Annotated in this window: 15 protein-coding genes, 1 tRNA gene and 1 pseudogene; 3 read left to right on the forward strand and 14 right to left on the reverse strand. The window is 68.6% G+C overall.

What is annotated here, in order from left to right; genetic code table 11:
* Positions 1–166: 166 nt before the first annotated feature.
* The 10 genes from ACFVDM_RS17775 to ACFVDM_RS17820 form a co-directional block, all read right to left on the reverse strand.
* Entirely contained in the window at positions 167–4,066 is a 3,900-nt protein-coding gene (locus ACFVDM_RS17775; protein WP_383640029.1) for a DNA-directed RNA polymerase subunit beta', read from the reverse strand.
* Between the two features lie 128 nt (positions 4,067–4,194).
* The gene (rpoB, locus tag ACFVDM_RS17780) at positions 4,195–7,680 is read right to left on the reverse strand and encodes a DNA-directed RNA polymerase subunit beta (RefSeq protein ID WP_383640032.1); all 3,486 of its coding nucleotides are present in this window, start codon (positions 7,678–7,680) and stop codon (positions 4,195–4,197) included.
* A 595-nt stretch (positions 7,681–8,275) separates the two neighbouring features.
* Positions 8,276–8,659 (reverse strand): 50S ribosomal protein L7/L12, encoded by a 384-nt coding sequence (gene rplL, locus ACFVDM_RS17785; protein WP_383640036.1) that lies wholly within the window; start codon positions 8,657–8,659, stop codon positions 8,276–8,278.
* A 111-nt stretch (positions 8,660–8,770) separates the two neighbouring features.
* A complete protein-coding gene (gene rplJ / locus ACFVDM_RS17790) occupies positions 8,771–9,301 on the reverse strand; it encodes a 50S ribosomal protein L10 (RefSeq protein ID WP_383640039.1) in 531 nt (176 codons plus the stop codon).
* 272 nt (positions 9,302–9,573) lie between these two features.
* Complete coding sequence (locus ACFVDM_RS17795; protein ID WP_383640042.1) at positions 9,574–10,500, reverse strand: hypothetical protein; 927 nt, start codon at positions 10,498–10,500, stop codon at positions 9,574–9,576.
* A 160-nt stretch (positions 10,501–10,660) separates the two neighbouring features.
* Positions 10,661–11,383 (reverse strand): 50S ribosomal protein L1, encoded by a 723-nt coding sequence (gene rplA, locus ACFVDM_RS17800; RefSeq protein ID WP_383640045.1) that lies wholly within the window; start codon positions 11,381–11,383, stop codon positions 10,661–10,663.
* Between the two features lie 82 nt (positions 11,384–11,465).
* Positions 11,466–11,900, reverse strand: a complete 435-nt coding sequence (gene rplK, locus ACFVDM_RS17805) for a 50S ribosomal protein L11 (RefSeq protein ID WP_073786749.1) — start codon at positions 11,898–11,900, stop codon at positions 11,466–11,468.
* A 177-nt stretch (positions 11,901–12,077) separates the two neighbouring features.
* Positions 12,078–12,956, reverse strand: coding sequence for a transcription termination/antitermination protein NusG (gene nusG / locus ACFVDM_RS17810; RefSeq protein ID WP_383640050.1), 879 nt, complete (start codon positions 12,954–12,956; stop codon positions 12,078–12,080).
* Positions 12,957–13,032: 76 nt separating this feature from the next.
* The gene (gene secE / locus ACFVDM_RS17815; RefSeq protein ID WP_383640053.1) at positions 13,033–13,320 is read right to left on the reverse strand and encodes a preprotein translocase subunit SecE; all 288 of its coding nucleotides are present in this window, start codon (positions 13,318–13,320) and stop codon (positions 13,033–13,035) included.
* A gap of 106 nt (positions 13,321–13,426) precedes the next feature.
* Positions 13,427–13,499: transfer RNA gene (locus ACFVDM_RS17820), tRNA-Trp, on the reverse strand.
* A gap of 236 nt (positions 13,500–13,735) precedes the next feature.
* Here ACFVDM_RS17820 and ACFVDM_RS17825 point away from each other — a divergent pair.
* Positions 13,736–14,962, forward strand: coding sequence for a pyridoxal phosphate-dependent aminotransferase (locus ACFVDM_RS17825; protein ID WP_383640056.1), 1,227 nt, complete (start codon positions 13,736–13,738; stop codon positions 14,960–14,962).
* 130 nt (positions 14,963–15,092) lie between these two features.
* A pseudogene (locus ACFVDM_RS17830) lies at positions 15,093–16,114 on the forward strand (adenosine deaminase).
* Positions 16,115–16,136: 22 nt separating this feature from the next.
* On the opposite strand, the gene ACFVDM_RS17835 reads toward ACFVDM_RS17830, so the two are convergent.
* Positions 16,137–16,742, reverse strand: coding sequence for a TetR/AcrR family transcriptional regulator (locus ACFVDM_RS17835; RefSeq protein WP_383640059.1), 606 nt, complete (start codon positions 16,740–16,742; stop codon positions 16,137–16,139).
* 88 nt (positions 16,743–16,830) lie between these two features.
* Between ACFVDM_RS17835 and ACFVDM_RS17840 the strand changes: the two genes are divergently transcribed.
* Positions 16,831–17,466, forward strand: coding sequence for an NAD(P)-dependent oxidoreductase (locus ACFVDM_RS17840; protein WP_383640062.1), 636 nt, complete (start codon positions 16,831–16,833; stop codon positions 17,464–17,466).
* A gap of 16 nt (positions 17,467–17,482) precedes the next feature.
* Here the strand turns inward: ACFVDM_RS17840 and ACFVDM_RS17845 are convergent, their stop codons facing one another.
* The 3 genes from ACFVDM_RS17845 to ACFVDM_RS17855 form a co-directional block, all read right to left on the reverse strand.
* Positions 17,483–18,538 (reverse strand): UDP-N-acetylmuramate dehydrogenase, encoded by a 1,056-nt coding sequence (locus tag ACFVDM_RS17845; RefSeq protein WP_383640065.1) that lies wholly within the window; start codon positions 18,536–18,538, stop codon positions 17,483–17,485.
* 77 nt (positions 18,539–18,615) lie between these two features.
* Positions 18,616–20,061: a DHA2 family efflux MFS transporter permease subunit gene (locus ACFVDM_RS17850; RefSeq protein ID WP_383640068.1), complete on the reverse strand. Its 1,446-nt coding sequence runs from the start codon at positions 20,059–20,061 to the stop codon at positions 18,616–18,618.
* A gap of 75 nt (positions 20,062–20,136) precedes the next feature.
* Entirely contained in the window at positions 20,137–20,694 is a 558-nt protein-coding gene (locus ACFVDM_RS17855; protein WP_383640072.1) for a TetR/AcrR family transcriptional regulator, read from the reverse strand.
* Positions 20,695–20,712 lie beyond the last annotated feature (18 nt).

The following is a 20,712-nucleotide window of genomic DNA, read 5'->3' on the forward strand; positions in this document are numbered from 1 at the left end:
CTGAGGCCGCTCCAGAGGCCCGTACAAGGCCCCACCGGCCCCGTCCCGCCGTCGCGCCTCCGGGGAACCGTCCCCCCCTCCGTGCGTCGACGTGACGTATCACACGCCTGAGGGCGGCCACCCCGTCCCCGGGATGACCGCCCTCAGATCACGTCAAGCGACTCGCCTACTGGTTGTACGGACCGTAGTCGTAGTCCTCCAGCGGAACGGCCTGGCCGGAGCCCGTGCCGAACGGCGAGTAGTCGATGTCCTCGTAGCCGACGGCCGAGTACATGGCGGCCTTGGCCTCCTCGGTCGGCTCGACCCGGATGTTGCGGTAGCGGGACAGGCCCGTACCGGCCGGGATGAGCTTACCGATGATGACGTTCTCCTTGAGGCCGATCAGGGAGTCGGACTTGGCGTTGATCGCCGCGTCCGTCAGGACCCTGGTCGTCTCCTGGAAGGAGGCCGCGGACAGCCACGACTCCGTCGCCAGCGAGGCCTTGGTGATACCCATCAGCTGCGGACGGCCGGAGGCGGGGTGACCGCCCTCGGTGACCACACGACGGTTCTCGGTCTCGAACTTCGAGCGCTCGACGAGCTCGCCCGGCAGCAGCTCCGCGTCGCCGGACTCGATGATCGTCACGCGGCGGAGCATCTGCCGGATGATGATCTCGATGTGCTTGTCGTGGATCGACACGCCCTGCGAGTTGTAGACCTTCTGGACCTCGCCGACCAGGTGGACCTGGACCGCGCGCTGACCGAGGATCCGGAGCACGTCGTGCGGGTTGGTGGCACCCACGGTGAGCTTCTGGCCCACCTCGACGTGGTCGCCCTCGCCGACCAGGAGACGGGCGCGCTTGGAGATCGGGAAGGGGATCTCGTCACTGCCGTCGTCCGGGGTGACGACGATCTTCTTGGTCTTCTCGGTCTCCTCGATGCGGACCCGGCCCGCGGACTCGGAGATCGGGGCGACACCCTTGGGCGTACGGGCCTCGAAGAGCTCGACGACACGGGGCAGACCCTGGGTGATGTCGTCACCGGCCACACCACCGGTGTGGAAGGTACGCATCGTCAGCTGGGTACCGGGCTCACCGATGGACTGGGCGGCGATGATGCCGACCGCCTCACCGATGTCGACCAGCTTGCCGGTGGCGAGCGAGCGTCCGTAGCAGAAGGCACAGGTGCCGACCGCGGACTCACAGGTCAGGACCGAGCGGGTCTTGACCTCTTCGACGCCGGCGCCCACCAGGGCGTCGATCAGGACGTCACCGAGGTCGACGTTGGCCGGCGCGATGACCTTGCCGTCGACGACGACGTCCTCGGCCAGCATGCGGGCGTAGACCGAGGTCTCGACGTCCTCCGTCTTGCGCAGGACACCGTCGGCGCCCTTGACCGCGATCTTCAGCTTGAGGCCGCGGTCGGTGCCGCAGTCCTCCTCGCGGATGATCACGTCCTGCGAGACGTCCACCAGACGACGGGTCAGGTAACCCGAGTCGGCGGTACGCAGGGCGGTGTCCGCCAGACCCTTACGGGCACCGTGCGTGGAGATGAAGTACTCCAGAACGGTGAGGCCCTCGCGGAAGGACGCCTTGATGGGACGCGGGATCGTCTCGTTCTTGGCGTTGGACACCAGACCACGCATACCGGCGATCTGACGCATCTGCATCATGTTTCCTCGGGCACCCGAGTCAACCATCATGAAGATGGGGTTCGTCTTGGGGAAGTTCGCGTTCATCGCCTCGGCGACCTCGTTGGTCGCCTTGGTCCAGATCGCGATGAGCTCCTGCGTGCGCTCGTCCTTGGTGATCAGACCGCGCTCGTACTGCTTCTGGACCTTCTCGTCCTGCTCCTCGTAGCCCTTGACGATGGCCTTCTTGGCCTCGGGCACGACGACGTCGGAGATGGCCACGGTGACGCCGGAGCGCGTCGCCCAGTGGAAGCCGGCCGCCTTCAGGTTGTCGAGCGTCGCCGCCACGATGACCTTGGGGTAGCGCTCGGCGAGGTCGTTGACGATCTCGGAGAGCTGCTTCTTGCCGACGGAGTAGTCGACGAACGGGTAGTCCTCGGGCAGCAGCTCGTTGAAGAGCGCGCGGCCCAGGCTGGTGCGCAGCCGGAAGGTGTCACCCGGCTGGTACTCGGGCTCGCCCTCCTCGGCGACCGGCGGCACCCAGCCGCGCGGCGGGATGGTGCCCACCGGGAAGCGGATGTCGATCGGCGACTGGAGCGCCAGCTCACCGGCGTCGAACGCCATGATCGCCTCGGCCGTGGAGCCGAACGCGCGGCCCTCGCCCTTGGTGTCACGGAGGTCGCCGTCCGTGGTGAGGAAGAACAGACCCAGCACCATGTCCTGCGTCGGCATGGTGACGGGACGGCCGTCGGCCGGCTTCAGGATGTTGTTCGAGGACAGCATCAGGATGCGGGCCTCGGCCTGCGCCTCCGCGGAGAGCGGCAGGTGCACGGCCATCTGGTCACCGTCGAAGTCCGCATTGAACGCGGTGCAGACGAGCGGGTGGATCTGGATGGCCTTGCCCTCGACCAGCTGCGGCTCGAAGGCCTGGATGCCGAGGCGGTGCAGCGTGGGCGCACGGTTCAGCAGCACCGGGTGCTCGGCGATGACCTCTTCGAGGACGTCGTACACCACGGTGCGGCCGCGCTCGACCATGCGCTTGGCCGACTTGATGTTCTGCGCGTGGTTCAGGTCGACCAGGCGCTTCATCACGAACGGCTTGAAGAGCTCCAGCGCCATCGCCTTCGGCAGACCGCACTGGTGCAGCTTGAGCTGCGGACCGACGACGATCACGGAACGCGCGGAGTAGTCCACGCGCTTGCCGAGGAGGTTCTGGCGGAAACGGCCCTGCTTGCCCTTCAGCATGTCGCTGAGGGACTTCAGGGGACGGTTGCCGGGGCCGGTGACCGGGCGACCGCGACGACCGTTGTCGAAGAGGGCGTCCACGGCCTCCTGGAGCATGCGCTTCTCGTTGTTCACGATGATCTCGGGCGCGCCGAGGTCGAGAAGCCGCTTCAGGCGGTTGTTGCGGTTGATCACGCGGCGGTACAGGTCGTTCAGGTCGGAGGTCGCGAAGCGGCCACCGTCCAGCTGCACCATCGGACGCAGGTCCGGCGGGATGACCGGCACGCAGTCGAGCACCATGCCCTTGGGCTTGTTGCTGGTCTGCAGGAACGCGGAGACGACCTTGAGGCGCTTGAGCGCACGGGTCTTCTTCTGGCCCTTGCCGGTACGGATGATCTCTCGGAGGCGCTCGGCCTCCTCGTCGAGGTCGAAGGACTCCAGGCGCTTCTGCAGCGCGGCGGCGCCCATGCAGCCGTCGAAGTACGTGCCGAAGCGGTCGCGCAGCTCGCGGTAGAGCAGCTCGTCGCCCTCCAGGTCCTGGACCTTGAGGTTCTTGAAGCGGCTCCACACCTCGTCGAGGCGGTCGATCTCGCGCTGGGCGCGGTCGCGCAGCTGCTTCATCTCGCGCTCGGCGCCCTCGCGCACCTTGCGGCGCACATCGGCCTTGGCGCCCTCGGCCTCCAGCTCGCCGAGGTCGGACTCCAGCTTCTTGGCCCGGTTCTCCAGGTCGGAGTCGCGGCGGTTCTCGATCTGCTGGCGCTCGACGGAGACGTGCGCCTCCAGCGACGGGAGGTCGCGGGTGCGGCGCTCCTCGTCGACGAACGTGATCATGTACGCGGCGAAGTAGATGACCTTCTCGAGGTCCTTCGGCGCGAGGTCCAACAGGTAGCCCAGGCGCGACGGGACGCCCTTGAAGTACCAGATGTGGGTGACGGGAGCGGCGAGCTCGATGTGACCCATGCGCTCGCGGCGCACCTTGGCGCGCGTGACCTCGACGCCACAGCGCTCACAGATGATGCCCTTGAAGCGGACACGCTTGTACTTGCCGCAGTAGCACTCCCAGTCCCGGGTCGGACCGAAGATCTTCTCGCAGAAGAGTCCGTCCTTTTCGGGCTTGAGGGTGCGGTAGTTGATGGTCTCCGGCTTCTTGACCTCGCCGTGGGACCAGGTCCGGATGTCGTCCGCGGTGGCAAGGCCGATCCGCAGCTCGTCGAAGAAGTTGACGTCGAGCACTTGTCGTCAATCCCTCTTTCGGGGGTTCGAGCCCCCTCGCTCATGCGAGAAATCGGGGCACTTCAGCAATGGTCTGAACGGGTCCGGGGAGAGCCGGCCGGATCACGGGGATCCGGCCGGCCAACCCGTCAGACCTCTTCGACGCTGCTCGGCTCGCGCCGGGACAGGTCGATACCGAGCTCCTCCGCCGCGCGGAAGACGTCCTCGTCCGTGTCGCGCATCTCGATGGACATGCCGTCCGAGGACAGCACCTCCACGTTGAGGCAGAGCGACTGCATTTCCTTGATGAGCACCTTGAAGGACTCGGGAATGCCCGGCTCGGGGATGTTCTCGCCCTTGACGATCGCCTCGTAGACCTTCACTCGGCCGGTGACGTCGTCGGACTTGATCGTCAGGAGCTCCTGGAGGGCGTATGCGGCGCCGTATGCCTCAAGGGCCCACACCTCCATCTCACCGAATCGCTGACCACCGAACTGCGCCTTACCACCCAGCGGCTGCTGCGTGATCATCGAGTACGGGCCGGTCGAACGGGCGTGGAGCTTGTCGTCGACCAGGTGGTGCAGCTTGAGGATGTACATGTAGCCGACCGAGACCGGGTCCGGGAACGGCTCGCCGGAGCGGCCGTCGAACAGCTTGGCCTTGCCGGAGGGCTGCACCAGGCGGTCGCCGTCGCGGTTGGGGATCGTGGCCTCGAAGAGACCGGAGATCTCGTCCTCGCGCGCACCGTCGAAGACGGGGGTGGCGACGTTGGTGCCGGGGGCGACCTGGTCGGCGCCGATGGCCTGCAGGCGCTTGGCCCACTCGTCACCGAGGCCGGAGACGTCCCAGCCGCGGCTGGCGAGCCAGCCGAGGTGGATCTCCAGGACCTGTCCCGGGTTCATTCGGGACGGGACACCCAGCGGGTTGAGGATGATGTCGACCGGGGTGCCGTCCTCCAGGAACGGCATGTCCTCGATCGGGAGGATCTTCGAGATGACGCCCTTGTTGCCGTGACGGCCGGCGAGCTTGTCACCGTCGGTGATCTTGCGCTTCTGCGCGACGTAGACGCGGACCAGCTGGTTCACGCCCGGCGGCAGCTCGTCGCCCTCTTCGCGGTCGAAGACGCGGACGCCGATGACCTTGCCGATCTCGCCGTGCGGCACCTTCAGCGAGGTGTCGCGGACCTCGCGCGCCTTCTCACCGAAGATCGCGCGGAGCAGACGCTCCTCGGGAGTCAGCTCGGTCTCGCCCTTGGGCGTGACCTTGCCGACGAGGATGTCGCCGGCGACGACCTCGGCACCGATGCGGATGATGCCGCGCTCGTCGAGGTCCGCGAGGACCTCCTCGGAGACGTTCGGGATGTCCCGGGTGATCTCCTCGGGGCCGAGCTTGGTGTCACGGGCGTCGACCTCGTGCTCCTCGATGTGGATCGAGGAGAGGACGTCGTCCTGCACGAGGCGCTGCGACAGGATGATCGCGTCCTCGTAGTTGTGGCCCTCCCACGGCATGAACGCCACGAGGAGGTTCTTGCCGAGCGCCATCTCACCGAACTCGGTGGCCGGACCGTCGGCGAGGACCTGGCCCTCGATGACCCGGTCGCCCTCGGAGACGACGACCTTCTGGTTGACCGAGGTGCCCTGGTTGGAGCGCATGAACTTGGCGATGCGGTACGTGGTGTACGTGCCGTCGTCGTTCGTCACGGTGATGTAGTCCGCGGAGACCTCCTGGACCACACCGTCCTTCTCGGCCTTCAGCACGTCACCGGCGTCGGTGGCGCAGCGGTACTCCATGCCGGTGCCGACCAGCGGGGCCTCGCTCTTGATGAGCGGAACCGCCTGGCGCATCATGTTCGCGCCCATGAGGGCACGGTTGGCGTCGTCGTGCTCCAGGAAGGGGATCATCGCGGTGGCGACGGACACCATCTGGCGCGGCGAGACGTCCATGTAGTCGACCTCGGACGGGGGGACGTAGTCGACCTCTCCCCCGCGGCGGCGGACCAGGACGCGCGGCTCGGTGAAGCGCAGCTCGTCGGAGAGGGTCGCGTTCGCCTGGGCGATGACGAAGCGGTCCTCCTCGTCGGCGGTGATGTAGTCGACCTCGTCGGTGACCTGGCCGTCGACGACCTTGCGGTACGGCGTCTCGATGAAGCCGAACGCGTTGACGCGGCCGTACGAGGCGAGCGAACCGATCAGACCGATGTTCGGGCCTTCGGGGGTCTCGATCGGGCACATGCGTCCGTAGTGGGACGGGTGCACGTCACGGACCTCGAAGCCGGCGCGCTCACGGGAGAGACCACCCGGGCCGAGCGCCGACAGACGGCGCTTGTGGGTCAGACCCGACAGCGGGTTGTTCTGGTCCATGAACTGCGACAGCTGGCTGGTGCCGAAGAACTCCTTGATGGAGGCGACGACCGGCCGGATGTTGATCAGGGTCTGGGGCGTGATCGCCTCGACGTCCTGGGTGGTCATGCGCTCGCGCACGACGCGCTCCATACGCGCCAGACCCGTGCGGACCTGGTTCTGGATGAGCTCGCCGACGTTGCGCAGACGACGGTTGCCGAAGTGGTCGATGTCGTCGGTCTCGACGACGATCTCCCGGCCGGACTCGCCGATCGTCTCGGTCTCACCGGCGTGCAGCTTGACCAGGTACTTGATGGTCGCGATGACGTCGTCGGTGGTGAGCACCCCGGCGTCCAGCGGCTCGTCGGCGCCGAGCTTCTTGTTCACCTTGTAGCGGCCGACCTTCGCGAGGTCGTAGCGCTTCGGGTTGAAGTAGAGGTTCTCCAGCAGCGTCTGAGCGGCCTCGCGGGTGGGCGGCTCGCCCGGACGGAGCTTGCGGTAGATGTCGAGCAGCGCGTCGTCCTGGCCCTGGGTGTGGTCCTTCTCCAGGGTGGCGCGCATGGACTCGTACTCGCCGAACTCCTCAAGGATCTGCTCGGTGCTCCAGCCGAGCGCCTTCAGGAGGACGGTGACCGACTGCTTGCGCTTGCGGTCGATGCGGACACCGACCATGTCGCGCTTGTCGATCTCCATCTCCAGCCAGGCACCCCGGGAGGGGATGATCTTGGCGGAGAAGATGTCCTTGTCGGACGTCTTGTCGATCGACGAGTCGAAGTAGACACCCGGCGAGCGGACCAGCTGCGACACCACGACACGCTCGGTGCCGTTGATGACGAAGGTGCCCTTGTTGGTCATGAGCGGGAAGTCGCCCATGAAGACCGTCTGGGACTTGATCTCGCCGGTCTCGTTGTTGGTGAACTCGGCCGTGACGAAGAGCGGGGCGCCGTACGTGAAGTCGCGCTCCTTGCACTCGTCGATCGAGTTCTTCGGGGGCTCGAAGCGGTGGTCGCGGAACGTGAGCGACATCGACCCGGAGAAGTCCTCGATCGGGGAGATCTCCTCGAAGATCTCCTCCAGACCCGACTTCCTGGGGACGTCTTGTCCACTGTCCAGAGCAGCCTCGACGCGAGCCTTCCAGGCGGCATTGCCGAGGAGCCAGTCAAAGCTCTCGGTCTGCAGCGCGAGGAGGTTCGGAACCTCGAGGGGCTCCTTGATCTTTGCAAAAGAGATGCGCAGCGGGGCGGTGCTGGCGCCGTTGTTCGTATTCGCGGTCGAGGCGTTGCGCGAGGCGGCCAAGAGGGGGTCCTTCCGAGGGCTCGGACTCACTACGCGCGTACCGGTCCCAAACTGGACAGGTGGACAGAAAATCCCTGGTGAGAGACGTTGCGATCCACGGTGCACAAAATGGGTATGCCCCTGGTGACGGGCAGGAGGCAGCTAACAGGCAGCGCAAAGGGTCAGTGTAGCCAAGTGGCACACTGATGTCCAGTCGGGGTTCTCAGAGACCCGCGTCGCTGTCAACAGCTGTTCTCAACACCTTTGTCTGGCCCTGCGTGAGCTGCGCTCTTCTTTACTGCCCTCTTCGCCGCCGATCCATGCCTCGGATTCGGATCGATGTGACGACGCGCCTTGAGAATTGCGCGCCTGCTGCGGTTCGTCAAGGCCCCCCAGCCGGTGCGGGTCCCCGGGACCCCTGTCCCGCCGTCACCCGGCCACCGGCCCGCGCCCCCGGAGAGGCGCACGGCGATGATCACCATACTCGTCGCGCCGGGAAGAGCAAGGCACCCGCCGCGAGTACGCCGAAAGGCGACCACCCGTACGGGTGATCGCCTTTCGCGATGTGACGTCCACGCCCTCAGGGCGCGGCAGTCGAGTCAGACGACTCGCGAGGTCACTTGACCTCGACGGAGGCGCCGGCGCCCTTGAGGGACTCGGCGGCCTTCTCGGCGGCGTCCTTGGCGACCTTCTCGAGGACCGGCTTCGGAGCGCCGTCCACGAGGTCCTTGGCCTCCTTCAGACCCAGGGAGGTCAGCTCGCGCACGACCTTGATGACCTGGATCTTCTTGTCGCCGGCACCGGTGAGGATGACGTCGAACTCGTCCTTCTCCTCGACGGCCTCGGCCACGGCGCCCGGGCCCGCGGGGCCGGCGACGGCGACGGCCGCGGCGGCGGTGACGTCGAACTTCTCCTCGAAGGCCTTCACGAACTCGGCGAGCTCGATGAGCGTGAGCTCCTCGAACTGGGCGAGCAGGTCTTCCTGGCTGAGCTTCGCCATGATGGCGTCCTTCCACTAAATCGGCAGGTGCCGGGTGTATATGAAGGCGGGCGTACATTCGGCCCGCTGTGACCGTCGCCCTAGGGGGCGGCGATCAGTGCGCGAGCCGAATTACTCGGCACCGCCCTGCTCGGCCTTCTTGGCACGAAGCGCTTCCGCGGTACGGACGAACTTCGTCGGCAGAGCCTGGAAGAGCTGTGCAGCCTGAGTCTGCTTGCCCTTCATGGCGCCGGCCAGCTTGGCGAGCAGAACCTCGCGGGACTCGAGGTCCGCGAGCTTCTTGATCTCATCGGCGGACAGCGCCTTACCGTCAAGGACACCGCCCTTGATGATGAGGTTGGGGTTGTCCTTGGCGAAGTCACGAAGACCCTTCGCCGACTCCACCGGGTCACCGGTGACGAAGGCAACCGCCGTCGGACCTGCGAACAGGTCGTCCAGCGCGTCGATCCCGGCCTCGTTGGCCGCAATCTTGGTCAGCGTGTTCTTCACCACGGCGTACTGGGCGTTCTCACCGAGCGAACGGCGCAGCTGCTTGAGCTGTGCCACGGTGAGACCCCGGTACTCGGTCAGCACGGCGGCGTTCGAGCTGCGGAACTGGTCCGCGAGCTCGGCTACCGCTGCAGCCTTGTCGGGCCTTGCCATGAGCGTCGGCCTCCTTCCGGGTGATGAGGACCGCTCACAAGGGGCCGGGAAAGACGAAACGCCCCGGCGCAGGCGCCAGGGCGTAGCTCGACCGAAACGAGTCGGGAGCTTTCCACAGTCACCTGCGCAGGTCGCCCGTCTCAACGGATCCTTCGGTTGCCCTCCCCCTTGCGGGATCCGGGCAACGACCAGCGGTCTTTGGCTTCTGCAGAAGAGTACGCGACCGGGGTCGCGCGGGGCAAATCCGTCCGGTTCCGTACGGTCCGGGCCGGTCAGGCGCCGGTGCCGGCGGCCGACTGCTGCTGCTTGAGCAGGTCGGCGAAGCCGATGGTCTGGGAGGCCGGCGGCTGCTCGACCGTGACCTTGACGCCGTAGTCGCTGTAGAACACCGTCGAGTTCAGCTCGCCGGTCTTCATCCGGCCGCGTTCGGTCTTCTTCACCAGCAGATCGTTCTCGTCGACCCAGATGTCGACCTTCTCGGTGGTGATCCCGGCGTCGTTGAGCTGCTTCTTCAGCGCTTCGAGCTGGTCCGCGTCGAGCTTCGAGGTCTTGGCGGTCAGTTCGGCGACGTCGACCGTGCCGGAGTAGTGCGTGGTGGCGACCCCGCGGACCTGCTCCTTGCCGACCTCCTTCACGTCCCCGGAGGCCAGCAGCGACTTCACGCCCTGCTCGGGGGTGGTGTTCTGCATCTGCTCCTTCATCGCCGCGCCGGAGGCGCCGCCGACCTGGGCCAGATCGTCGTAGGAGTAGCTGATCCAGCGCTTCCCGCCGGTCTGCCGGGCGAGCACCGGGCCCATGTCGGCCGCGTAGCCGTCCTTGAAGTAGCGGGCCTCCATGGTGCCGCTGCCGCCCGCCTGCTTCAGGGTGTCGGCCATGGCGCCACCGGTGTAGGTGATGCTCATGGTGCCGGTGATCCCGTCGCTCCAGTCCAGGGACCCGGTCTGCTTCAGGGACATCGTGCTGCCCATGACCGTGGTGCCCTCGACCTTGGCGGAGCTCGCCGAGCCGGTCTTCTTCTGTACGTCGAGCAGCGCGGCGATCGTGTCGGCCTTCAGCACCGAGGTGCCGCCGCTCTTCTCCTCGGCGGCCGGCTTGCCGCTCCCGCCGTCCTCGTCCGCCCCGCCGCAGGCCCCGACCGACGTCAGCGCCGCTGCCACAGCCACGGCCAGACCCACGCGTCGTACGGTACTGGTCCTCATGTCCGCTTCCACCCCTCGTTCGGCTCTCTCGTCATGCGCACGCTAACGCACCACTCCGACAGCCGGGTTGTCTGTGTACGAGGACGGGCCCCGCACCTCGAAAGGTTGCGGGGCCCGTCCCATGTCACACGTGACACGGCGGTCGTACGAGCACGGGGGCTCAGACGGCGGCCGGGTCCTCCTCGACGAGGAGGTTACGGGTGCGGTTGGCGTCCAGCGGGATGCCGGGGCCCATCGTGGTGGCCAGCGCGGCCTTCTTGATGTAGCGGCCCTTGGCGGCGGACGGCTTCAGACGGAGGATCTCCTCCAGCGCCGCCGCGTAGTTCTCCACCAGCTTGGTCTCGTCGAACGAGGTCTTGCCGATGATGAAGTGCAGGTTCGAGTGCTTGTCGACGCGGAACTCGATCTTGCCGCCCTTGATGTCGTTGACAGCCTTCACGACATCCGGGGTGACCGTACCGGTCTTCGGGTTCGGCATCAGACCACGCGGACCGAGCACGCGGCCGAGGCGGCCGACCTTGCCCATGAGGTCCGGGGTCGCGACGACGGCGTCGAAGTCCAGACGGCCCTTCGCCACCTCGTCGATGAGCTCGTCGGCGCCGACGATGTCGGCTCCGGCGGCTTCCGCGGCCGCAGCACGGTCACCGGTCGCGAAGACCAGGACCCGGGCGGTCTTGCCGGTGCCGTGCGGGAGGTTCACGGTGCCGCGGACCATCTGGTCGGCCTTGCGCGGGTCGACACCCAGGCGGAAGGCGACCTCGACGGTGCCGTCGAACTTCGTGGAGGCGGTCTCCTTGGCGAGACGGACGGCCTCGAGCGGCGCGTACACACGCGTCCGGTCGACCTTGGCGTCCGCAGCGCGGAGGTTCTTGCTGCGCTTCACTTCTACTCCTGATGGTTTCAGAGTGTGGAGTCGTGGTGCGGACCAGCGCTTGGCCCTACCACTGAGAGGGGTGGGGGCTGAATCAGCCTTCGACCGTGATGCCCATGGAGCGGGCGGTGCCTTCGATGATCTTCGACGCGGCGTCGAGGTCGTTGGCGTTCAGGTCGGGGAGCTTCGTCGTGGCGATCTCGCGGACCTGGGCGGCCGTCAGCTTGGCAACCTTGGTCTTGTGCGGCTCGCCGGAGCCCTTCTCCACACCCGCGGCCTTGAGGATCAGCTTGGCGGCCGGCGGGGTCTTCGTCACGAAGGTGAAGGAGCGGTCCTCGTAGACCGTGATCTCCACCGGCACGACCATGCCGCGCTGCGACTCGGTCGCGGCGTTGTAGGCCTTGCAGAACTCCATGATGTTGACGCCGTGCTGACCGAGCGCGGGGCCGACCGGCGGGGCCGGGTTGGCCGCACCGGCGTTGATCTGGAGCTTGATAAGCCCCGTGACCTTCTTCTTCTTGGGAGGCATGTGCTCTCTCCGGGTCCTAGTGAGAGTGTTTCGCCTTCATCCGGTCATCCGGATGCAGGCATACCGCACAACGATAACGGGTATAGCTGCGCGACCAAAAACCGAGCAGGTCAGACCAGCTGCGACAGCCGGTCTGACCTGCTCGTTGGGCATGTGTCCAGGAACGAGCCGAAAGAGCTAGTTCTTCTGGATCTGGTCGAAGCTGAGCTCGACCGGGGTCTCGCGGCCGAAGATCTCGACGAGGCCCTTGACCTTCTTCGAGTCGGCGTTGATCTCGTTGATCGTCGCCTGCAGCGTCGCGAACGGGCCGTCGGTGACGGTGACCGAGTCGCCGACCTCGAAGTCGAGGACCTCGACGGTGACCTTGCGGGCCGGAGCCGGCTTGCCCTCGGCCTCGGCGGCCTCGCGGGCGGCCTTCTCCTCGGCCTCCGGGGCGAGCATCTTGACGATCTCGTCCAGCGTCAGCGGGTACGGGTCGTAGGCGTTGCCCACGAAGCCGGTGACACCGGGGGTGTTGCGGACGACGCCCCAGGACTCGTTCGTCAGGTCCATGCGCACCAGGACGTAGCCCGGGAGCTTGTTCTGACGGACGTTCTTGCGCTCGCCGTTCTTGATCTGGACGATTTCCTCCTCAGGCACCTCGGCCTGATAGATGAACTCCTCCACGTTCAGCGAGACGGCGCGCTGCTCCAGGTTGGCCTTCACACGCTTCTCGTAACCGGCGTAGGTGTGAATGACGTACCAGTCGCCGGGGAGACCGCGCAGCTCCTCGCGGAGGGCGGTGACGGGGTCGACGGGCTCGGCCGGCTCGGCCTCCTCCGCCTCGGCCTCGGCCTCGGCCTCGGCAGCCTCCTCGTCGGAGGCGTCCTCGGCGTCCTCGCCGTCCTCGGTGTGCACAGCGGCCTGCTCGGCGGGCTCGCCCGCGGCGGCGTCGGCAGCTTCGGCCTGGTCCGGCTCCTCGGCGTCCGCCGCCTCGACGATGTCGAGCTCGTCCTCGGCGGACTCGAAGGCGCCCGCCGTCGGCTCGACGGCGTCGTTCAGGTTCGGGTCAGACACGGTGGCTGCTTCTTCCTGGATGTACAAATGGGTGGAACATGCGAAAGGGGCGCCCATGAGGCGCCCTCCGCGGGGATCAGCCGAAGACGTACTTGATGACCCGCTGGAATCCGAAGTCGAGCACGGTCACAAGGCCGATCATGACGACGACGAACACGATCACCACGGAGGTGTACGTCGTCAGCTGGCTGCGTGTCGGCCAGACGACCTTGCGAAGCTCCGCCACGACCTGGCGGTAGAAGAGCGCGAGACGGCCCAGGGGGCCCTTCTTGCCGCGCTTGCCGCCCTTCCGGGCCTTCTTCTTCGACTCGGGGACTTCATCCTCGGCATCAGGCATGTCGATGGAGCCCACGGCGTCCGTCACGCTTCTCACCTGATTCCGGGTCATGGCCGTGCCGCGCCCGGTGGAGCCGCACGGCAGTGCATTGAAGTACGTACATGCGCACACATCCTGGCGAAGGAGTGTGTAGCAGGGCCGGAGGGACTTGAACCCCCAACCGCTGGTTTTGGAGACCAGTGCTCTACCAATTGAGCTACGACCCTTTGTGGTTTCCACCAACCTACCGCATGTTCCCGGAAGTCCCGAGTGCAGGAACGGTGCGGCTGGTGAAGGCCAACGACAGGTGAGTGTACGTGCTCAGCGGCCCGGCGTCGAACAGATAGCTCCCGACCGCTCCTGACCGATGGCGTCCGCTTGCCTGTCCGGATGGTGTCCAGGTGCTGTCCGGTCCCTGAAACCCGTGTGCCGACGGGGATTCCGGTCTGGGAGCATGGGGGTCATGAGCGCTGCCACTTCTCCGTCCGAGCGCCGGGTATCCGCCCGCATCGGTGCCATCTCCGAGTCCGCCACCCTCGCCGTCGACGCCAAGGCCAAGGCCCTCAAGGCCGCCGGCCGTCCGGTGATCGGCTTCGGCGCCGGCGAGCCCGACTTCCCGACCCCCGGCTACATCGTCGACGCCGCGGTCGAGGCCTGCCGCAACCCGAAGTACCACCGCTACACCCCCGCGGGCGGGCTCCCCGAGCTCAAGGCCGCGATCGCCGAGAAGACGCTGCGCGACTCCGGCTACGAGGTCGACGCCTCCCAGGTCCTGGTGACCAACGGCGGCAAGCAGGCCATCTACGAGGCCTTCGCCGCGATCCTCGACCCGGGCGACGAGGTCATCGTCCCGGCGCCGTACTGGACCACCTACCCGGAGTCGATCCGGCTGGCAGGCGGTGTCCCGGTGGAGGTCGTCGCCGACGAGACCACCGGGTACCGGGTCTCCGTGGAGCAGCTGGAGGCGGCCCGTACGGAGCGTACGAAGGTCGTCCTGTTCGTCTCCCCGTCGAACCCGACCGGCGCGGTCTACAGCGAGGCCGACGCCGAGGCGATCGGCCGCTGGGCCGTCGAGCACGGCCTGTGGGTGCTGACCGACGAGATCTACGAGCACCTCGTCTACGGCGACGCGACGTTCACCTCGCTGCCGGCGATCGTGCCCGAGCTGCGTGACAAGTGCATCGTGGTCAACGGGGTCGCCAAGACGTACGCGATGACCGGCTGGCGCGTGGGCTGGATCATCGGTCCCAAGGACGTGGTGAAGGCGGCGACCAACCTCCAGTCGCACGCCACCTCGAACGTCTCCAACGTCGCACAGGTGGCCGCGCTGGCCGCCGTCTCGGGCAGCCTGGACGCGGTCGCGGAGATGCGCGCCGCCTTCGACCGGCGCCGCAAGACGATCGTGCGGATGCTCAACGAGATCGACGGCGTGCTCTGCCCGGAGCCCGAGGGCGCGTTCTACGCGTACCCCTCGGTGAAGGAGCTGCTCGGCAAGGAGATCCGCGGCAAGCGCCCGGCCACCTCGGTCGAGCTGGCGGCGCTCATCCTGGACGAGGCCGAGGTCGCGGTCGTGCCGGGCGAGGCCTTCGGTACGCCGGGCTATCTGCGGCTGTCCTACGCGCTGGGCGACGACGACCTGGTCGAGGGCGTCTCGCGGCTCCAGAAGCTGCTGGGCGAGGCCAAGGCGTAAGCGCCACCGATCCCGAGAAGCGACCCCCGGCCCGGCCGGGGGTCGCTTTTTGTTCGCGTACGCGTTCGACGGACAACCCGATGGGGAAAGCGGCTACCGCGAGGCCCCGTCCGTGCGGCAGGATCTTGGAATGGAGCGTGATGTACGTCTGTTGCCCAAGGCCCACCTGCACCTGCACTTCACGGGTTCGATGCGGCCCACGACGCTGCTCGAACTCGCCGACAAGTACGGCGTGCGGCTGCCCGAGGCCCTGACCGGCGGCGAGCCGCCCCGGCTGCGCGCGACGGACGAGCGCGGCTGGTTCCGTTTCCAGCGCCTCTACGACATCGCCCGGTCCTGTCTGCGGGAGCCCGAGGACATCCAGCGGCTGGTGCGCGAGGCGGCGCAGGAGGACGTGGCGGACGGTTCGGGCTGGCTGGAGATCCAGGTCGACCCGACCTCGTACGCGCCGCTGCTGGGCGGCCTGATCCCGGCGATCGAGATCATCCTGGACGCGGTGGACAGCGCGTCGGAGTCGACCGGGCTGCCGATCCGGGTGGTGATCGCGGCGAACCGGATGAAGCACCCGCTGGACGCCCGCACGCTGGCCCGGCTCGCGGTGCGGTACGCGGACCGGGGCGTCGTCGGCTTCGGGCTCTCCAACGACGAGCGGCGCGGCATGGCCCGCGACTTCGACCGGGCCTTCGCGATCGCCCGGGAGGGCGGTCTGCTGGCGGCGCCGCACGGCGGGAGCTGTCCGGTCCGGCGAGCGTGCGCGACTGCCTGGACGATCTCGACGCGGCCCGGGTCGGGCACGGGGTGCGGGCCGCGGAGGATCCGCGGCTGCTGCGCCGGCTGGCGGAGCGCGGGGTGACGTGCGAGGTGTGCCCGGCGTCGAACGTGGCGCTGGGCGTCTACGAGAAGCCCTCGGACGTCCCCCTGCGCACTCTGTTCGACGCGGGTGTGCCGATGGCGCTGGGTGCGGACGATCCGCTGCTCTTCGGGTCGCGGCTGGCGGCGCAGTACGACCTGGTGCGGCGCCATCACGCGTTCACCGACGAGGAGCTGGCGGAGCTGGCGCGTCAGTCGGTGCGGGGCTCGGCGGCGCCCGAGGCGGTCAGGACGGAGCTGCTGGCGGGCGTGGACGCCTGGCTGGCCTCTCCGGTGGCCTGACCCGGCCCCGGCGGGGCGGGGGCTATCCGGTGAGTCCCCCGAGCAGCGTCCGGGCGACGGAGGCGGCGAAGTCGTCGAGGGACTGCGGCGGGGCGCCGGTGGGTGTGGCGGCGTAGGCGAAGGCGCGCTGGGCGCAGGCCCCCACGAGCAGGGAGGCGGCCGCGTAGGGGTCGGCGTCGGGGCGGACGCGGCCGGCCGACTGTTCGGCGCGCAGATAGGCGGCGACGCCCCTGATGGGCATGTGGGGGCCGGCGCCCAGTTCGCGCATGGCGTCGTTGTGGCGCTCCCTGAGCTTCGGTTCGGCGTACAGGGAGGCGGCGATCGGGAAGCTCTGTTCGTAGAAGAGGGCGGCCTGGCGGGCGATCTCGGTGAGGTTCTCCTCCACCGTGCGCTCGCCGTTCCCGGGGGCGGTCATCAGCCGTTCCAGGATGCTCTCCACCTTGGGCAGCCGTTCCCTGAGCACGACGACGAAGAGTTCTTCCTTGCTGGGGAAGTGCTTGTAGAGCGCGGCTTCCGAGCAGCCGGCCTCCCGTGCGATCTCCTTGGTGGTGGCGCGGGCCAGGCCGATGGTGAGCATCAGCCGGTGGGCGGCGTCGATGATGCGGGCGCGGGCCGGCTTCTGTTCCATGTGCTCTCCAACAAAGCTTGACGGGTGAGTGAGTGCCCACTCACCCTAGAGGTGAGTGAATACTTACCCACTCTAGAAGGGGTGTGCCATGAAACTCACGGTGTTCGGCGCGACGGGTGGCATCGGGCAGGAGATCGTCGCCCAGGCGGTGAAGGCGGGGCACGAGGTGACGGCGGTGGTGCGCGATCCCGCGCGGCTGTCGGTCCCGCTCAAGGACGTCACGGTGTACACGGCGCCGCGGATCGACGAGCCCGAATCGCTGCGCGAGGCGGTGGCGGGCCGTGACGCGGTGCTCTCCGGTCTCGGTTCGCGCGGCCGGAAGGCGGACGGGATCGCGGAGCGGCTGACCCGGGGCGTGCTGTCGGCCATGGAGGCGGAGGGCACGCGGCGCCTGCTCGTGGTGAGCGCGGCCCCGGTGGGACCGCCGCCGGAGAACCCGGGGGCGCTCGACCGGATGATGCTCTCGCTGATCGGTGCGGTCCTCAAGGAGGTCTACGCGGACCTCACGGCGATGGAGGCGGCTCTGGCGGCCTCCGCGACGGACTGGACGTCCGTACGGCCGCCCAAGCTCACCAACGGCCCGCTGACGGGCCGCTACCGCACGGTGGTGGGCGGCAGCCCGCGCGCGGGCCGTTCGATCTCCCGCGCGGACGTGGCCCACGCGATGCTGGCGCTGATCGACGATCCGGCGTCGGTGAAGCAGGGCGTGGGCGTGGCGTACTGAACCGGGGCCGGCAGTCCTACAGGCTCACGCCGACGGTCACCGGTTCGTTGACGAGGGTGACGCCGAAGGCCTCGTGGACGCCGGCGACGACCTCGCGGGCCAGGGCGAGGAGGTCCTCGGTGGTGGCCTCGCCCCGGTTGGTGAGGGCGAGGGTGTGCTTGGTGGAGATGCGGGCCGGGCCCGAGCCGTATCCCTTGGTGAATCCGGCCCGGTCGATGAGCCAGGCCGCCGAGGTCTTGGTGCGTCCCCCGCCCGCGGGGAAGGCGGGGGGCGCGACGTCCGGGCCGAGCCGGTCGGCGACCCGGGCGGTGAACGCCTCGAACTGCTCCGGGTCCAGGATCGGGTTGGTGAAGAAGGAGCCGGCGGACCAGGTGTCGTGGTCCTCGGGGTCGAGCACCATGCCCTTGCCCGCCCGGAGCCGGAGCACGGTTTCGCGGGCCTCCGCGAGGGGAACGCGTTCCCCCTCCCCCACCCCCATGGCGCGGGCGGTCTCGGGGTACTTGAGCGGGGCGGACAGCCCGCCCGCGTCCTCCAGGGCGAAGCGGACGCGCAGCACCACGTAGCGGTCGGGTTCGGCCTTGAAGCGGCTGTGGCGGTAGGAGAAGGCGCAGTCCTCGTTCGGGACGGTGACCGTCTCGCGGGTGCGCCGGTCGTAGGCGACGACCTCCGTGAGGGTGGCGGAGACCTCCTGCCCGTACGCGCCGACGTTCTGGATGGGGGTCGCGCCGGCGGAGCCGGGGATGCCCGCCAGGCATTCGAGTCCGGCGAGCCCGGCCTCGACGGTGCGGGCGACGGCGTCCGTCCAGACCTCGCCGGCGGCCAGTTCGAGGCGGGTGCCGTCGAGCGCGAAACCGCGGGTGGCGATGCGCAGGGCGGTGCCTTCGAAGCCCTTGTCGCCGATGACCAGGTTGCTTCCGCCGCCGATGACGAGGAGCGGGGTGCCGCTGTCGTCGGCCTCGCGGACGGCGTCGATCACCTCGGCGTCGGCCGTCGCGGTGATCAGACGGGTGGCGGGGCCGCCCAGCCGGAAGGTGGTCAGGGGGGCGAGGGGCGCGTCGTGGAGTTCCTGCACGGGAACAAGACTACGGTCCGCGCCCCCGCCTCCCGGGCGGGGCCGCGGACCGTGGTCGCGCGCGGGTCGTACGGGCCTCAGGCGGGCACGGCCACGCGGGCCTCCGCCGGTCCGGCGGCCGCCGCGCTCTCCGGGGCGGCCGGGACGGTGCGCCGGCCCGGGATCATCAGGGCGACGAGTGCGGCCACGCCGACCACGCCGGCGCCGATCCACACGGCGGGCACGGTTCCGTCGGTGAAGGCGTCCGGGCTGCCGATGCCGCCCTGCGCCGAGAAGACGGTGGCGAGCACGGCGACCCCGAGGGCGCCGCCGACCTCCCGCAGGGCGTTGTTCGCGCCGGAGGCGATGCCCTGTTCGGCCGGGCGGACGGACGACATCACCAGTCCGGCGGCGGGTGCGAAGTACAGGGCCATGCCGGTGCCGCTGACGATCAGTCCGGGCAGCTGGGCGGCGTAGCTTGCGCCGGGGTCGAGGGCCAGGGCGAACAGGGCGAGTCCGGCGGCCTGGAGCGCCAACCCCGTGACGACGACGGGCCGACCGCCGAACCGGTCGGCGAGCACCCCGGCGACGGGGGCGACGAGCATCGGCATCCCGGTCCACGGCAGCATCCGCAGTCCGGCCTCGGTGGGCGAGTAGCCCAGGGCGCCCTGGAGGTACTGGCTGAGCAGGAAGATCGAGCCGAACATGCCGAGGAACATCAGCAGGCTGGCCATGTTGATGCCGAAGAAGGCCCGGTCCTTGAAGAGGCGCATCGGCAGGATCGGGTGGGAGGCGCGGAAGCCGTGGCGGACGAACGCGGCGATGAGCAGCGCGCCGACGGTGAGCGCGGTGAGGACGGTGGCGCTGGTCCAGCCCTTGGCGTTGGCGTTGACGAGTCCGTAGACGATGCCGAACAGTCCGCCGCTGACCAGGAGGGTGCCGGGGATGTCGAGCCGGGCGTCGGGGGCGTACGACTCGGCCAGGCGTGTCCGGGCGAGCGGCAGGAGGGCGAGTCCGATCGGGACGTTCAGCCAGAAGATCCACTGCCAGGAGATGTGCTCGGTGAGGCTGCCGCCGATGAGCGGGCCGCTGGCGACCGCGATCCCGGTGGCGGCGCTGAAGATGCCGAGGGCGGCGCCGCGCCGGGCCGGCGGTACGGCGGCGGTGAGCAGGGTGAGGGTCAGGGGCATCATGACGGCCGCGCCGACCCCCTGGAGCGCGCGGAAGGCGATCAGCTCGCCGATGCCGGAGGAGAGGGCGGCCGCGGCGGAGGCGCCGGTGAAGACGGCGAGCCCGCCGAGGAAGAGCCGGCGGCGGCCGAACCGGTCGCCGAGCGAGGCGCCGAGCATCAGCAGGACGGCGAAGGTGAGCGTGTAGGCGTTGACCGTCCATTCGAGCTCTTCGAGTCCGCCGCCGAGGCTGGTGCGGATGGACGGCAGGGCGGTGGTGACGACGAGGTTGTCGAGGGCCGCCATGAAGCCGGCGACGCTGGTGATGACGAGGGCCCAGGCCGCCCCCCGGCGGCCTGTGGTGTGCTGGTCCACTGCTCCCCCTGCGGGTTAGTAATTGATGACTAACTTTCGTGCGCAGAAAACCGGGCCGGGCCCGGGTGGTGCCGTTCAGGTCGTCGGCCTGGCCGAGTCGTAGAGGCCGGTCCAGATGCGGTGGTCGGCCGGGAAGCCCATCGAGGTGAGCGTGTTGACGAGCATGCCGTACGCGAGGACCTGGGTGGTCTCGCTGACGTCGGCGCCGAGGGCGAGGTGGACCGAGTCGAACCACTCCATCCACCCGGCCCGGAGCGTGGCGCCGAACTCGTGGTCCCCGGCCGCCTCCGCGGCGGCGACGGCCGCGTACATCTGCATCTGCATGAGCAGCTTGTCGGGGTCCGAGACGAGCATCTTCTGGTAGGCGGTGGCCATGGCGTGCAGCGCCTCCTGGCCCTCCAGCCCCTCGGTGGCCTCCTCGAACACCTGCCGGATGTCACGCAGACACCGTTCGGAGGCGGCGAGGAAGATCGCCTTCTTGTTGGGGAAGAGGCGGAACAGATAGGGCTGCGAGACACCGACGGCCTTCGCGATCGCCTCGGTGGACGTCGCGCTGTACCCACCGCGGGCGAACTTCGTGACCGCCTCGCGGATGACGCAACCGCGCCGCTCGTCCGCACTCATCCTTGCCATGCCCATAAGTTAGTACTC

This window comes from Streptomyces sp. NPDC057682, from assembly GCF_042799575.1.
Lineage (GTDB): Bacteria > Actinomycetota > Actinomycetes > Streptomycetales > Streptomycetaceae > Streptomyces.

Bases quoted from the DNA above. Each gene is read 5' to 3' on its own strand.
- rplL (WP_383640036.1), bottom strand. From the start codon at position 8,659: ATGGCGAAGCTCAGCCAGGAAGACCTGCTCGCCCAGTTCGAGGAGCTC.
- rplJ (WP_383640039.1), bottom strand. From the start codon at position 9,301: ATGGCAAGGCCCGACAAGGCTGCAGCGGTAGCCGAGCTCGCGGACCAG.
- ACFVDM_RS17795 (WP_383640042.1), bottom strand. From the start codon at position 10,500: ATGAGGACCAGTACCGTACGACGCGTGGGTCTGGCCGTGGCTGTGGCA.
- rplK (WP_073786749.1), bottom strand. From the start codon at position 11,900: ATGCCTCCCAAGAAGAAGAAGGTCACGGGGCTTATCAAGCTCCAGATC.
- ACFVDM_RS17825 (WP_383640056.1), top strand. From the start codon at position 13,736: ATGAGCGCTGCCACTTCTCCGTCCGAGCGCCGGGTATCCGCCCGCATC.
- ACFVDM_RS17835 (WP_383640059.1), bottom strand. From the start codon at position 16,742: ATGGAACAGAAGCCGGCCCGCGCCCGCATCATCGACGCCGCCCACCGG.
- ACFVDM_RS17840 (WP_383640062.1), top strand. From the start codon at position 16,831: ATGAAACTCACGGTGTTCGGCGCGACGGGTGGCATCGGGCAGGAGATC.
- ACFVDM_RS17855 (WP_383640072.1), bottom strand. From the start codon at position 20,694: ATGGCAAGGATGAGTGCGGACGAGCGGCGCGGTTGCGTCATCCGCGAG.